14 protein-coding genes are annotated in these 14,046 nt (G+C 32.1%); 8 read left to right on the top strand and 6 right to left on the bottom strand.

What is annotated here, in order from left to right; genetic code table 11:
• Positions 1-4 precede the first annotated feature (4 nt).
• The 8 genes from kynU to Q0772_RS14285 all read left to right on the top strand — a co-directional run bounded on the left by kynU (position 5) and on the right by Q0772_RS14285 (position 6,654).
• Positions 5-1,276 (top strand): kynureninase, encoded by a 1,272-nt coding sequence (kynU, locus tag Q0772_RS14320; RefSeq protein ID WP_298346213.1) that lies wholly within the window; start codon positions 5-7, stop codon positions 1,274-1,276.
• A complete protein-coding gene (locus Q0772_RS14315) occupies positions 1,269-1,619 on the top strand; it encodes a hypothetical protein (RefSeq protein WP_298346212.1) in 351 nt (116 codons plus the stop codon). Before kynU ends, Q0772_RS14315 begins: the two co-directional genes overlap by 8 nt.
• 35 nt (positions 1,620-1,654) lie before the next feature.
• Positions 1,655-3,055, top strand: a complete 1,401-nt coding sequence (locus Q0772_RS14310; protein ID WP_298346211.1) for an NAD(P)/FAD-dependent oxidoreductase — start codon at positions 1,655-1,657, stop codon at positions 3,053-3,055.
• A 24-nt stretch (positions 3,056-3,079) separates the two neighbouring features.
• On the top strand, positions 3,080-3,862 hold the full coding sequence (locus Q0772_RS14305) for an SDR family oxidoreductase (protein WP_298346209.1): 783 nt from the start codon (positions 3,080-3,082) through the stop codon (positions 3,860-3,862).
• A gap of 158 nt (positions 3,863-4,020) precedes the next feature.
• Complete coding sequence (locus tag Q0772_RS14300; RefSeq protein ID WP_298346207.1) at positions 4,021-4,557, top strand: 3-hydroxyanthranilate 3,4-dioxygenase; 537 nt, start codon at positions 4,021-4,023, stop codon at positions 4,555-4,557.
• 67 nt (positions 4,558-4,624) lie between these two features.
• Entirely contained in the window at positions 4,625-5,707 is a 1,083-nt protein-coding gene (locus Q0772_RS14295; protein ID WP_298346205.1) for an amidohydrolase family protein, read from the top strand.
• Positions 5,708-5,762: 55 nt separating this feature from the next.
• Positions 5,763-5,987: a hypothetical protein gene (locus tag Q0772_RS14290; protein ID WP_298346203.1), complete on the top strand. Its 225-nt coding sequence runs from the start codon at positions 5,763-5,765 to the stop codon at positions 5,985-5,987.
• 19 nt (positions 5,988-6,006) lie between these two features.
• Positions 6,007-6,654: an O-methyltransferase gene (locus Q0772_RS14285; RefSeq protein ID WP_298346201.1), complete on the top strand. Its 648-nt coding sequence runs from the start codon at positions 6,007-6,009 to the stop codon at positions 6,652-6,654.
• A 13-nt stretch (positions 6,655-6,667) separates the two neighbouring features.
• On the opposite strand, the gene Q0772_RS14280 is transcribed toward Q0772_RS14285, so the two are convergent.
• The 6 genes from Q0772_RS14280 to Q0772_RS14255 form a co-directional block, all read right to left on the bottom strand.
• Positions 6,668-8,932, bottom strand: coding sequence for a response regulator (locus Q0772_RS14280; protein WP_298346199.1), 2,265 nt, complete (start codon positions 8,930-8,932; stop codon positions 6,668-6,670).
• Positions 8,933-9,060: 128 nt separating this feature from the next.
• Positions 9,061-9,348, bottom strand: a complete 288-nt coding sequence (locus tag Q0772_RS14275) for a twin-arginine translocase TatA/TatE family subunit (RefSeq protein WP_298346197.1) — start codon at positions 9,346-9,348, stop codon at positions 9,061-9,063.
• Between the two features lie 96 nt (positions 9,349-9,444).
• Complete coding sequence (locus Q0772_RS14270; RefSeq protein ID WP_298346195.1) at positions 9,445-11,703, bottom strand: M1 family metallopeptidase; 2,259 nt, start codon at positions 11,701-11,703, stop codon at positions 9,445-9,447.
• Between the two features lie 108 nt (positions 11,704-11,811).
• Positions 11,812-12,321: a DUF6702 family protein gene (locus Q0772_RS14265; protein WP_298346193.1), complete on the bottom strand. Its 510-nt coding sequence runs from the start codon at positions 12,319-12,321 to the stop codon at positions 11,812-11,814.
• Between the two features lie 57 nt (positions 12,322-12,378).
• Positions 12,379-13,179, bottom strand: a complete 801-nt coding sequence (locus Q0772_RS14260) for a hypothetical protein (protein ID WP_298346191.1) — start codon at positions 13,177-13,179, stop codon at positions 12,379-12,381.
• Entirely contained in the window at positions 13,166-13,978 is an 813-nt protein-coding gene (locus tag Q0772_RS14255; RefSeq protein ID WP_298346189.1) for a carboxypeptidase-like regulatory domain-containing protein, read from the bottom strand. Before Q0772_RS14255 ends, Q0772_RS14260 begins: the two co-directional genes overlap by 14 nt.
• Positions 13,979-14,046: the final 68 nt, after the last annotated feature.

The following is a 14,046-nucleotide window of genomic DNA, read 5'->3' as shown; positions in this document are numbered from 1 at the left end:
CACATTGTCTAACTATAAATTAGGTCTTGATTATGCTTTAGAGCAAGACCAGAATGACGAACTATACGTTTATCGAAATCAATTTCATATTCCAAAAGACAAATCTGGAAATGAACTGATTTACATGACGGGAAACTCCTTAGGTTTACAGCCAAAACAAACCAAATCTTACGTAAACCAAGAGCTTGAAGATTGGGCAAATTTAGGTGTTGAAGGGCATTTTGAAGCTAAAAATCCTTGGCTACCATACCACGAGTTTTTAACGAAAAATATGGCGAAAGTGGTTGGTGCAAAACCTATTGAAGTTATTGTAATGAATACGCTCACCGCAAACCTTCATTTTATGATGGCGTCATTCTATCAACCTACAAAAAAACGTTATAAAATATTAATTGAAAGTGATGCATTCCCATCAGATAAATATGCTGTAGAATCGCAATTGCGACATCATGGATTTGATCATAAAGAAGGATTAATTCTTTGGAAACCACGAAAGGGTGAAGAATTATTGGATTATGAAGATTTGGAATCCATTTTGAAATCTCAAGGTGACGAGATTGCGCTCATCATCATTGGTGGTGTTAATTATTATACAGGGCAATTTTTCGATTTAAAACGTATTACAGACTTAGGACACAAACATGGATGCACTGTTGGTTTTGATTGTGCTCATGGTGCTGGAAATGTACAACTAAATTTACATGATTCAGGAGCAGATTTTGCTGCATGGTGTACTTACAAATATTTAAATTCTGGCCCTGGAAGTTTAGCTGGCTGTTTTGTTCATGAACGTCATGCATATCGTAAAGACCTCAACCGTTTTGCAGGTTGGTGGAGCCACAATAAACAAACACGTTTTAATATGCGTGGTGAATTTGATCAGTTACCAGGTGCAGAAGGTTGGCAATTAAGCAATCCTCCAATTTTATCCATGGCAGCAATAAAATCGTCTTTAGATTTATTTGCTGAAGTTGGCATAGAAAAGCTTACCAAAAAATCTAAAAAGTTAACAGGTTATTTTGAGTTTTTATTAAAACAATTAGGCGAAGACACTATAAAGATAATAACTCCCAGCAATCCCGCTGAACGTGGCTGCCAATTATCAATACAAGTAAAAAACGCAGACAAATCTTTACATGAAAAATTAACTAAAGCAGGTGTTATAAGTGATTGGAGAGAGCCCGATGTAATTCGATGCGCACCAGTGCCTCTTTATAATTCTTTTGAGGATGTGTATCAATTGGTTGAGAAGTTGAAAGCTATAATGAATGAATAGTTCAAGATATGTTAAATCAATTCTTAAAACAGAGGAAGATATATTCCTTATTAGAAAAAAATCCGAACCAGGTTTTTGGAATAATATCATTTTTGGTTTATTAAGTTTAATTCTCAATAGAGATAAAGACTATTTTTTAATCACAAACGAGAGAATTGTTTTATTAGTTAAGAATAAACTAATTATAAATTCAAATTATGAAGAGTTTTCAAAAATTCAATTTAATTCTAATAATGATACAATCTCGTTTAAAAACTATAATAGCAATGAACGCCAAAGGAGTCTCAAAAGCCTTAGATTATCTTATGAAGAAATACAAAAAATAAAAAAAGTTTTAAACTAAAATCATGAGATTCCTGCCTTCGCAGGAATGACAATATGAAAGAAACAAAACAAAACATACTAATTATAGGCGCAGGACTATGCGGCTCCCTACTAGCATTAAGATTAGGACAAAGAGGCTACAAAGTTTCTGTTTATGAAATGCGCCCTGATTTGCGGAAAACCGATATTAGTGCAGGACGTTCTATAAACTTAGCTTTTTCAGACCGTGGTAACAAAGCGATGAAACTTGTTGGTTTAGAGGAGAAAGTTAAAGCATTTTGTATTCCTATGCATGGAAGAATGATTCATGACGTACATGGCAACACATTCCAGTCAAATTACAGCGGAAGAGACCATGAATACATCAACTCAATATCCCGAGGCGGTTTAAATGCTTTACTTTTAGATGAAGCCGAAAAACACGAGAATGTTAATATTTATTTCAATAAAAAATGCAAATCGGTTGATTTTGAAAAAACCACAGCACTTTTTAAAGATTACCACACTAAAGATGAGTTTATTGAAGACGCTGATATTATTATCGCAACAGACGGTGCGGGTTCTGCAATGCGAAAAAGTTATTACTTAGGTAAAAAATTCTTATTTAGTTTTTCACAGGCTTACCTGACTCACGGTTACAAAGAGCTTAGTATTCTTCCAAAGCCCAATGGTGATTATAAAGTTCATAAAAATGCGCTTCATATATGGCCTCGAGGAAATTTTATGCTTATTGCCTTACCAAATTTAGACGGCAGTTTTACAGTTACGCTTTTTCTTAGCTATAACGAAGGTGCTTACAATTTCAATAATTTAACAACTAAAGCCATGGTCTTGGAGTTTTTCAAGAAAGAATTCCCAGATGCTTTAGCCATTATGCCTAATTTATTAGACGATTTCTTTACAAATCCAACAGCAGCTTTAGGCACCATTAAATGTTCGCCTTGGCATTATAAAGGCAATACACTTTTAATGGGAGATGCAGCTCATGCGATTGTACCTTTTTATGGGCAAGGAATGAATGCTTCTTTTGAAGATGTTGTTGAGTTTGATGCCATTTTAGATAAAAATTTAGATGATTGGGAAGCTACTTTTAAAGCTTATGAAAACACCCGTAAAAAGGATACTGATGCCATTGCTGATTTAGCTATTGACAACTTTCATGAAATGAAAGGTCATGTAAATCAGCTTGTTTTCCAAGAAAAGCGTAAATTAGAAATGGCTTTAGAAAAGGAATTTCCTAATGCGTATTCATCTAAATATTCATTAGTAACTTTTAATGAAGATATAGGTTATAGAGAAGCGATGTTAAGAGGACGCGCTCAAGATAAAGCCATTTTAAATCTATTGACTGATGGTGTTTTAAACTTAGATGACGACTTAAAACTTACATTAGAAAAAGTAAAAAAAGAAACCGAAGCTATTTTAGAAGATGATAAAATTGCTGGATTACAATAACCCTTTAAGCTCACCTTTACTAAAATGAATCTAAACTTAAATAACAAAAACGCCTTAGTTTGCGGCAGTACTCAAGGCATTGGAAAAGCCACAGCTATAGCACTAGCGCAAGAAGGTGTTAATGTAACCCTAGTTGCTAGAAACAGAGAAAAACTAAAAGCAGTACTCGCAGAGTTACCTGAACACAGAAACCACAACTATATTGTTGCGGATTTTTCTAACCCTAGAGAATTGCAAGAACAGATTATAAAGTTTATTGAGAAGGAACATGGTTTTCATATTGTGGTAAATAACACTGGCGGCCCTAGAAGTGGAAATATTTTAACCGCTAGTTTAGAAGCTTTTGAAAATGCGTTTACCATGCATTTAAAATGCAACCACCTTTTAGCTCAAGCTACTATTCCCTTTATGAAACAACAGGGTTTTGGAAGGATTATTAATGTGATTTCAACATCAGTAAAAGAACCCATTCCGGGACTTGGTGTGAGTAACACCATTAGAGGTGCTGTTGGAAATTGGAGCAAAACATTATCTATTGAAGTTGCAGAGTTTGGCATTACAGTAAATAATGTATTACCTGGTTTTACAGATACGGAACGCTTAACTGAAATTATTAAGATTAAAGCAAATATTGAAGAGCGTTCCATTGAAGAAATGACTGAAATCATGAAAAACTACACGCCTGCAAAACGCTTTGCTAAACCTGAAGAAACTGCCAACGCTATTACATTTTTAGCTAGTGAAGCCGCCAGTTATATAAATGGTATTAATATTCCTGTTGATGGCGGACGCACCAAATCGTTATAATTTTTAACTACGATAACTTTAATAGAATTTAAGGTGTTTGTATATTAGTAAGGAATTTGCGTTAAGGATAGAAGCGGCATCCTTTTTTGCTTTTTCTGCAAAAAAGATATAGCGGATAGCCTGACCCCTTTTTAGGGTAACGCCCAAAACATGAAACAATGAGTACATTATTTCCTCCGATGAATTTTAAAGCTTGGATTGAAGAGAATAGGCATCTTTTAAAGCCACCTGTTGGTAATAAAGTGGTTTGGAAAGATGGTGATTTTATTGTTATGGTTGTTGGTGGACCTAATAGCAGAAAGGATTATCATTACAATGAGACACCTGAATTTTTCTATCAGGTTGAGGGTGATATTGTTTTGAAGGTTATTGATAAAGGAACTCCAAAAGATATTCATATAAGAGAAGGTGAAATATTTTTATTACCGCCAAAAGTGCCACATTCGCCTCAACGAGGTGCCAATACCGTAGGATTGGTTATTGAATACCCCAGAGAGAAAGGTGTTAAAGATGCGTTACTTTGGTTTTGTGATAATTGTGTAACAAAACTTTACGAAGAGGATTTTACTTTAGACAATATTGAGACCGATATGCCTAAGATTTTTGATAAGTACTATGGTGACAAAAACAAACGTAGTTGCCCAAATTGTGGCGAAGTTATGGAACCTCCAAAAAAAGTAAAACTAGAACACTAATACAACTGCCCTAAATGAATTTTGGGTAATAATAACTTAAAGATTCCTGACCTCTCAGGACGTAAAAATGAAACGCAAACTTAGAATTAATGGTCATTCTCACTTATTACCATACCCTGAAGAAATACCTGAATTCATGCGTGAAAAAGGTATTTTTTGGGTAGACAAGGATAGAAAATTCATGCTACAAAAAGGGTGGAAACGCCCCGTTACAGACTCTAGTTTTTTCTTAAATGAAAAATTGGAATGGATGGAACGCAACAAATTAGACCATGCTGTTGTGCTTAATTTATCACAATTATATGGTAATGGTTTGCGTGTTGAGGAAATGAAAAAAGCATTACGTTTTCAAAATGATTTTAACGCGCGTATACAGCATGAACACCCAAGCAAATTTACTTGTGGGTTTGTTGTACATCCTGCTTTTATAAGAAGTGCTTGTTGGGAAATTGAACGTTGTGTTGAAAACCATGGTTTACAACTTCTTTGTTTACCTACACATTATATGGACACTATTGGTACATGGCGGTGTATTTTTGATGAGGAAAACGAACCGCTTTTTGAACTGGCTGACAAATACAACCTTGCTGTTGAAATACATCCTTATGATGGTGAGAAATTTATTAAACTTGAAAATACCTCATGGCGTTTTCATTTAATTTGGATGTTGGCGCAATGTGCTGACGCCTATCATTTTTTAACATTAAATGGATATCAGGATAAGTTCCCGAATATGCGAACCTGTTTTGCTCATGGTGGGCAATTAGCACAAATTAATTTAGGCCGTCGTATTCAAGGTTTTGATGGCAGACCTGATTTATTTGAAGGCAAACACCACCCCAGAAAAGCTGTAGGCCATAGAAATATCTTTTTTGACACTTTGGTTCATGATACTGGTGGACTAGAACTATTGATTCGCAATCATGGTGCTAAGCAAGTTCTAATGGGGCTAGACGATCCGTATCCATTAGGAGAAATGGAAAGTGAACCTCAATCATCTTACCCAGGAAAGTTACTTGATTTGGCTATTGAACGCAATATCATAAACGAAACCGAATATGATGCGATATGGGAAGACAATGTTATTCAGTGGCTGTGTGGTGATGATGATTTGGCTAAACAAAAGTTTATAGATAGAATTATTAAATAGGTATAATCATATAGTTTTTATTGTTATATTTAATCACTAATCAAACTATAAAATTATGAGAAAAATAGGTTCTTACATGGCAATTTTTGGAATTTTAGCCATTGTTTTAAACTTCTTTGATAGAGTACCAACGTTACTTATGTGGATATACTCTTGGGGAGATACAGCTGCATGGGCTATTAAAATTGGACTTGTGGTAGTTGGAGCTATTTTATTTTTTATAGGAAATAAAGCTGAAGCTGACACTTCAGTTAAACCAACAGATTCCACAGAAAGTTAATATTTTAGACGATTATATTTTGCATTTCATACCAGAAGAATTAGACGATTATGTGGTATCTCACTCTGAGGATGAGCCAGAATTGCTAAAATTACTTAACCGAGAAACTTACCAGAAAATATTACAACCTAGAATGCTTAGTGGGCATTATCAAGGGAGGCTTTTAAGTATGATTTCGAAATTAGTGAACCCAAAAAACATATTAGAAATTGGGACTTATACAGGTTATTCTGCATTGTGCTTAATGGAAGGCATAAAATGTGATGGTATGCTTCATACTATAGACATTAATGAAGAACTTGTTGATTTTCAAAGGAAATATTTTGACAAATCTGGTTACGGTAAACAAATTCATCAACATCTGGGAAATGCCTTAGATATTATTCCTAAACTAGATACGACTTTCGATTTAGTTTTTATTGATGCCGATAAGGAAAACTACTCAAACTATTTCAATATTATTATTGATAAATTAAACCCCGGCGGAATCATTTTATCTGATAATGTTTTATGGAGCGGAAAAGTACTAGAAATATCCTTTAAAAAGGATGATACTTCTACGCCAGCTTTGATTGCATATAATGCGCTTTTAAAGAGCGACAAACGTATTGAAACTGTCGTTTTACCTATTAGAGATGGATTGACTATTAGCAGAAAACGCAATTAACTAAATGTATACACTAAGACGCTTTAACTAGACTCAAATTATTTACTGCTCTATAGTTCTGTATATTTTGATTAATTACTTGAAAAAACTCATAGTTATCAAAGGGTTTGATTACTATATCATTATATCCAATATCCATACAACACTGCCTTATTTCATCAATATCTGATGCCGTTAATGCAACTATTGGAAGTGCATCATTAAATTCTCTAATAGCAACCGTAGCCTCATTACCATCCATTATTGGCATATTAATATCCATTAAAACAAGATCATATTCATTAGTTTTCGCTTGCTCTAGAGCTTCTTTTCCATTTTGCACTATGGTACACAAATAACCGTTTTTCTTTAACAAGTTTTTAGTTACTACTTGATTTATCTTATTATCTTCAGCTACTAGAATCCTATACTTACTTTCAGAATTCTCAAGTTCTTTTACTTTAGGCTTAGAATCTGAAGCTAATTTAGGCGTGTTCTTATCCAACTCAAAATCAACTTCAAAACTAACCTTAGTTCCAACATTCAAGGTACTTTCTAATTTAATTTCACTTTCAAATAGCTCGATTAAATTTTTAGTAATTGAAAGTCCTAAACCAGTACCTTGATAGTTTATATTACTATTCTCTAACTGTGAAAAATTATCAAATATCATATCAAACTTTTCTTTTGGTATTCCTACCCCATTATCCTCAACTTCAAAACATAAACCAACGTTTTTAGCATCTAAGCTCAAAAGTTTAACTCTTAAATTGATTACTCCGCTAGATGTGAATTTTACACTATTTCCTATTAAATTAATTAAAATTTGAGACAGTCTTACCTTATCGCATTTAATGTATTCTGGTACATGGTTATCTATTAATATATTAATTTTATTATTTGTTTCTACCAGCCTATAACTAAACGAATTCGCTATATCATCCAACATCTCTTTCAAATTAACAGAAACATTTTTCAATTCTATTTTATTAGCTTCTATTTTTCCTACTTGAAGAATATCATTAACTAAATTCAAAAGATAATCTCCCGAATATTTTAAAGACTTTAAATGTTTTTTATCTCTATTATTTAAATTATTATTTTCAAGTAATAAAGATGTAATTCCAACAACGCCATAAAGCGGAGTTCTTAATTCATGAGATACATTAGAAATAAATTCACTTTTTAATTCTGATGTTTTTAAAGCTTCATCTTTGGCAATTTCTAATTCCTTATTTTTTGCTTCTAAAATTTTACTTAATTTTTCTTTGGCATAATAACTCTTATATATTACGATAATTGAGACTACCAATAATAACAATGTAATGATTATAGCAATATTTATTTTTTTGAATTTATTTGCTATTTCTAATTGATGAAGTCTTTCTGTATTAGCTGTTTGTGCTTCATTCTTATAATCTTCAATTAAAAATTTAGATTTAACTATTAAATCTTGTCTGTTTTTTTCTTCATTAGAAAGCTCATTCTTATAATTATTATGCTGAAGTAAAGTAATATAAGCTTCTGTACTTTTTCCAGATTTAGCAAGAGAAATAGACAATTGCATATATATATTGCTTATTAATGCCAAATCAATGTCTTCTTTGTTACCCTCTAGTAGAAAAATAGCCTCTCTAAACTTTGTATTTGCACTATTAAAAAGCTCTTTTTTTGTATAATATAATCCATAAATATAATTGTAGTAAACTTGTAAATTCAAATTTACTGAGTGTGTTTTTAAATAATCTCCTATTTTTAAAAGATTCATTAAGGCTTTTTCAAGATTGTTATTTTTAATATACAACTCACTCAAATTAATTCTGGCATCAAAGTAAATATCTTGAATTTGCTCTTTTTCAGAAATACTTATCCCCCCTTTAGTTGAAGAAGCTCCAAGTGCTTTCTCAAAATATTTAATACTTTTAGTATAGTCGTTTTGGTCTCTATATATCTTAGCCAGGTTCAAATAAGAACCAGAAATTAAATATCTATCATTTATTTCTTTGATAACATTTAATGTTAATTGATAATGCTTTTGGGCAGAATCATAATTTTCCATTAAGTAATAGATGTTTCCTAAGTTGAAATTTGCTGTAGCACTGCCATAATTGTCTTGAATAGAATCTGCTAACACCTTGGCATTAATAAATTCTTTAAAAGATTTAACGATCTCCTCATTGTTATAAAGAGCTAATGCTGAAGTATTTATATCATCAATTTTCTTAATGATATCTCTATCTGTTTTACCTGAAGTTAACACGGTAAAAGACAGAAAACTTATAAGTAGGATTGTTTTCATATTTCAATAATTATAGATCTGGGACCATAAATATCGCTTAAATGAAAACTACGCATTGGATATTATCGCTGAAAAGTAAGAATAAATTGATAAATAGATGAACTACATATCGACGAATAGATTAAACGCTAAAATTTACGTTTTACGGAACCTGTAAAATCTTCAATATCGTCTTTTACTTTATCAAGTTCTTTTTTAACGTCTTTGGTTATGCTGGTATCAATACCATTATTCTCAGCAGTTTTTGTGATCTCGTGCTTGATATCATTAGTTGCGTCTTTAAGCGTTCGCATACCTTTACCTAATCCACGGGCTATTTCAGGAAGTTTATCAGCTCCAAATACCATAATGGCTATAAATAGAATAAACGCTATTTCTCCGCCACTAATAAATAAAAATGTTGCTAGCTGTATCACACTACAAATATAGTGAGTTGTTTTATTATCAAATGAAATTATTGCAATAAAAAAGCCGATTTTAAAAATCGGCTTTTTTATTTAAGTTTAAAGTTTTTAACCTTTTACTTTTTCTTTAAATTTATCAAACTCGTTGGCTTCAACTTTTCTAGGCCAAGAGTTATTTGACATATCCACGTCGGCCAATTCTAAATCTGGGTCTACAACAAAACTAGTTATAGCCTTATCTGTTCTAAAAACTTTTTTAACCTCGCGCTCATTATATCTCCATATTTGAGCAGGGTACGTTTTTCTTTCTTTAGTACCATCTTCATACTCAATTTCTAAAATAATAGGCATTACTAATCCTCCTGGTTTTTCAAAAGTGACTTCGTAGAAATATTTAGGCGCCTCTTTTAATCGTGCTTTATCTTCTACTGAAAGGTTATTAATATGCTCTTCTAAGAATTTAAAGTCTGAAACGTTTTTAGCATCATCTGGTATTTTTCCGTCTTTAGCCTCTGCATAGTATACTAATTTGTCTTTATAATCTTCAAGATTCATTCTATACTTTTCCGCTGTTTCTTTAGCCAATTCAGTTGGCTTATCTGTTAAGTAATATTGCTTAACACCTTTAACTCCAATATCTGTATAATCTGTTGTATAAAACCATCCTCTCCAAAACCAATCTAAATCCATAGCCGATGCATCTTCCATAGTTCTGAAAAAATCAGCTGGTGTTGGGTGTTTAAACATCCAACGTTGTGAGTATGTTCTAAACGCATAATCAAACAACTCTGGCCCCATAATGGTTTGTCTTAGCATATATAAACCTGCAGCAGGTTTAGTGTATGCATTTGGTCCAAATTTATGAACATAGTCTCCTTGAGACATAATTGGTGAAAGATAATTTTGATCTCCTCCCATGTAAGGCACGATATCCTTTGGAAGGTTTCCTGTTATAAAGTTGGGATCATAATCTAATTCAGCTAAGGTTTCAACAAACGAATTAATACCCTCGTCCATCCATGTCCATTGGCGCTCATCACTATTTACAATCATTGGGAAGAAGTTATGACCCACTTCATGAGTTATAACACCAATCATACCTCGTTTTAATCTTTCAGAATAGGTACCATCTGGTTTTGGACGCCCGTAGTTAAAACATATCATTGGATATTCCATACCCATTTGTGCATGCACCGAGATAGCTTTACTGTAAGGATAATCAAATGTTAATTTTGAATACTCTTCAAGTGTGTTTGCTACAACTCTTGTTGAGTGCTCTTCCCATAATGGGTTACCTTCTTTTGAATATAAAGAAATTGCCATTACTGAACGTCCATCAATATCAACTGCCATAGCATCATAAATAAACTTTCTAGATGTAGCAAAAGCATAATCTCTTACATTTTTTGCTTTGAAATGCCAAGTTTTTTCTTTTGTGCTTTTTTGTGTTTCCGCTTTTTCAGCTTCTTCTTGAGTTACAACAAAAACTGGATTATCAAACGTCTTTGCTGCTTTATTGTAACGTTTTAACTGCTCTTTTGTAAAACATTCTTTTCTGTTCTGCAATTCTCCAGTAGCTTCTAACATATGGTCTGCCGGCACAGTAATTTTTACATCAAAATCTCCAAACTCTAAAGCAAATTCGCTTCTGCCCCAAAACTGCATATTTTGCCATCCTTCAACATTGTCATACACACACAATCGTGGATAAAACTGTGCTATTACATAAGTATTATTCCCATCAGGAAAAGCTTCGAAACCAGACCTTCCTCCTTCTAATATATGGTTATTAACATTATACCACCATTTAATTTGAAATTTAAAAACTTCACCTGGTGCAAGAGGCTTAGCTAAGTTTATGCGCATCATGGTTTGATTTATCATAAAGGGTAAATCTGAACCATCTTCATTCTTTACATATTCTATATTGAAACCTCCATCAAAGCGTTCTTTCATATTTGCTTTAGTAAAAGAATTAGGCCCATTAAAAGCAGCATTGAAACTTTCAGAATTAATATCTGGAGTTTTTGAGTCTTTTGCTCTCATATTTTGGTCTAACTGAACCCACAAATATTCTAAATAATCCTTGGAGTTATTATGATATGTTATTTTTTCGTCACCAAAAATCTGGCTCTTATTCTCATCCAAACGAAGATTCATAACATAATCAACCTGCTGTTGCGTATATGCATAACCAGGAGCACCTGAAGCTGTTCTAGTTTCATTAGGCGTTGCCAGAACATCTTTCATTTGTCTAAATTTGTTCTGGTCTGTATGTCCTTGTTGTCTTTCTTTGGTTTGCTCTTGAGCAAAAGCTCCAGAAAAAAGAAATACAAATGATAAGAACAGATAAGCGTGTTTTTTCATAGTTGTTTTTTTTGATTTTATAAAAAAATGTGTTTTTTGCAAATTTCTTTAGAAGATTGTTACAAAAAGTTATCGAAAATACTAAATTACGTAATAAATTTAATGGCTTTAATTAAATTTTAACAAAGCATTAGGATTTTCATAAGTCAAGATAACACTTTTACTTTTTGAGTTTATTTTAGTTTTAACAATATTTTGCTGGTCCTTTTGTAAATCGAATAAAATACGATTTGTAATCTCGAAAGACGCTATACTTTGTATATCTTCAACTTCCAGATAACATTTTACTATATCACCCTCATATTGTTTACCAATAAAATTAAATGTAACTACTTTATCGTTAATAACTAACTCCATGTTCTTTTTTAGATATCTGTCAATATAAGAATCAATTATTTCGGGATTCTCCTCATCAACAAGCACAATATTTTCATCATAATTTTGCTTAAGTATATTTTCAAAATCATCAATAAATAATCTAGACGTGATTTGAACAGATTGCTTTTCCTGTATATAATTAATTTGAGTAACACTGATGTAGTATTTATGCATTGTAGTAAATGCAAAAAGTGGCAACACTAGTATTATTAATAGAAAAACTCTTAAAGACTTCATCATAGGATTTAAAGATTACTAAAATACTTCTTTTGGTTTTCAAAAAGCATTCCAAAATGATTATTTTTTTTCATAACCGAGGTTATCTAGGTATTGCTCATACTTCATTCTAAGAAAAATTAAAACCTTAAAATCAGTTTGATTTTTACAATGCTTAATAAAATCTGTATCGTCTGCACAGAAATAAAAAAAGTCCATCTTTAAGTCATCTTTCAAGGGGTTTGAAACAAAAAAATCTTCAGATAGTCTTGCTTTTATACTTCTCATTAACTTTTCTCTCTCCTCAAGTTCAACTCTCTTTTTCAACATTTTTGTTCTGCCACTAATACCATTAAGAATAGGGTTTAATGGAATACCTCCTGTTAAAGTTCCCAGCAGCATTTTGGGCTTAAATTCTCCCGCTTCACTTAAACGACGCTCACTTTGTGTGGCAGGTTTACCTGTATAACCAGGGATACCTACATCATAAAAATTTATTGGTGGGTCTCCTTCAACATTTTTAATATCTGATAACAAATCACCTGTTAAAACCTTACCAACAACAACCTCTTCTAGTGTATTAATTTGCTCTTCCAGTTTTACTAAAATCGCTTCACTAGAGATATGCTCTTTTAACACGACAACTTCTTTTTCCTTATGTTGTATCGACGAAAATGTTAGGGTATCATTTAGTTTAGCAATAATTCTAAAACGACCTGCACGATCTGTTATGGTAAAAACTTTAGCGCTTTTATTAATAACGTGGATGTTTTCTGAATTTGTTTTACTTTCTATCTTTCCAGATAATTCTATAGATTGCCCATAAACGCTATTAAAGCCAATCAAAACAAACAATATAAAAAGGCTTTTACTTTTTTTCATCTTGAAGTTCTAAAAACAACTTACTTTGCTTTACTAAAAATTCTATCAGGTATATTTTATTTTCAGGCTCTAAAAGCTCCTGCGACACACCTTTATTTTTTACAAATGCTATAAATTGAGATAATGCTTCCTCTGGGACATTAAACTGTTCTTCAATATCATTTAAAGCATAAACATCTAACAAACCTTTTGGTCTCTCATAGTTAGACTCTACAAAAATGTTTTTTTGGAGTTTTAGCCTTTTTTTCGATTTTAAAAGCAAACCAACAATTTTCAATAAATCGGGCATGTATTTTCGGGCATTAGGATTTGTGATAGAGGTATAATGATCTAAAACAACCGAATTATCAAAGGCTTTATCATCATTATACTCAAAATCAACATCCATATTACCCATATCAATAATCATGGGTTTTACTGTTTTTACATTTGTAATGTCAGTTTCAATATTACCTGTTAACCCAGAAGAAAGTGTAACAGCATCAAGTTGATTTACTTTTTCAATTAAATGAATTTTTAATGTTTTAGACGCTATAATTTCAGTATCAATAGTAATACTAACCGTTTGAAATTGTAATGCAGAAATTTCTATAACATCATTTAAGGCTATCCTCAATTTAAATGCCCCACCAATATCTGTAATAGTTCCTTTATTTGATGATTTATTAAAGATTGTAACCGCTTCAACATCATTATTACTAGAAAGCAATATGCCTTTAACCTCAATTCTGTTAACGGATTGACAGTGTATATACAAAGGCAATAAAAACAATCCTGCAAATAAAAATACGCTCCTCAAATTGGTTTAATTAGAGTATAAAGAACGTATTTCAAATCTTAAATAAAATGTAAATAACCTGTAATGTT

The organism is uncultured Algibacter sp. (assembly GCF_947490405.1).
Classification (GTDB): Bacteria; Bacteroidota; Bacteroidia; order Flavobacteriales; family Flavobacteriaceae; genus Algibacter_B.
This window is presented reverse-complemented; position numbering and strand designations above follow the sequence as displayed.